This window comes from Deinococcus rhizophilus (assembly GCF_030271215.1).
In the GTDB taxonomy this organism is placed as follows: Bacteria; Deinococcota; Deinococci; order Deinococcales; family Deinococcaceae; genus Deinococcus; species Deinococcus rhizophilus.
In genome coordinates, this window is sequence record NZ_JASNGB010000333.1 from 1 (window position 1) to 1,161 (window position 1,161).

A 1,161-nucleotide genomic window follows, 5' to 3' on the forward strand; every position below is an offset into this window, starting at 1 on the left:
CCGCGCCCACCAGCAGGTCCGCGCACAGGGCGTCCCCGGCCCCCACGGTGTCCGCGACCCGCACGGGCACGGCGGGCAGGTCCACCCGTCCGGCGGCGTGGTAGAGGGTGGCCCCGGCCCCGCCCCGCGTGACGACCAGCGGAGCACGGGGATTGAGCCCCCGCAGGTGCCGCAGCGCGTCCGCCTCGCTCTGGCCGGGGAAGAAGAAGGCGAGGTCCTCGTCGCTGAATTTCAGCAGGTCCGAGAGGCGCACCACCCGCTCGAAGGTCGCCGGGTAGCTGGGGTGGCGGTGCGCGGTGCGGGCATTGGGATCGAAGCTGACCCGCACGCCCGCCGCCTTTGCCCGTGCCACGAGGTCGAGCAGGGTCTGTGACAGGGGAGGCCGCGCGAGGCTGATCCCGCCCACGTGCAGCCAGTGGGCCGCGCCCAGCCAGCCCCCCGGCAGACGCGCCGGGTCAAAATGCAGGTCCGCGCTGTTCTCGCCCAGGAAGCGGTAGGCGGGCGGGTCGAGCCGGTAGACCACTGCCATCAGGGTGGGCTGCGGGGCGCGTTGCAGGAAGCGGGCGTCCAGCCCCGCCCCGGCCCCCGCCCGCGCGAGGTCGTCTCCAAAGTGGTCCTCGCCCACCGCCCCCGCAAAGGCGGACGGCACCCCCAGCCGGGCGCAGGCGCGGGCCACGTTCCACCCGGCCCCGCCGGGGTGCGCCCGCCACAGGCCCTCCTCCCCGGCGGTCACGAGGTCGGTCAGGGCTTCTCCGGCGCTCACGATCAGGGGCAGGGGGGCGCTCATGGGCCACAGGGTAAGGGACTGCCCGGCCGCCGAAGGGTTGTTCAACCCTTGTCGAAGGTGCGCCCGACTGCGGCACCCATGCCCCATCACCCGCCACACTGATCCGGTGACTGCCCCCGTTCCCGCCTTCTCCCACCCGTTCCGGGCCTACACGCCCGCCGCGTACACCTTTCCCCTCCCGGAAGGCCACCGCTTTCCGGCCTACAAGTACGCGGGGGTGCGGGACCGCCTGACTGGGCTGCTGCCGGTGCTGGACACGCCCGCGCTGCGCTGGGCCGACGCTGCCCGCATCCACGACCCTGTCTGGCTGCGCCGCTGGCGCCGGGGCGAGGTGACGGCCGCCGAGGAACGGGCCTTCGGGCTGCCCTGGAGTC

Annotated in this window: 1 protein-coding gene and 1 pseudogene; one reads left to right on the forward strand and one right to left on the reverse strand. The window is 74.7% G+C overall.

The genetic code is table 11. The features are described from left to right. On the reverse strand, window positions 1–787 hold a 787-nt coding region (locus QOL99_RS17160; RefSeq protein ID WP_285525615.1), incomplete at its 3' end, for a carbohydrate kinase family protein. A gap of 106 nt (window positions 788–893) precedes the next feature. On the opposite strand from QOL99_RS17160, the pseudogene QOL99_RS17165 reads away from it, so the two are divergent. Further along, a pseudogene (locus tag QOL99_RS17165) lies at window positions 894–1,161 on the forward strand (histone deacetylase); the annotation flags it as partial.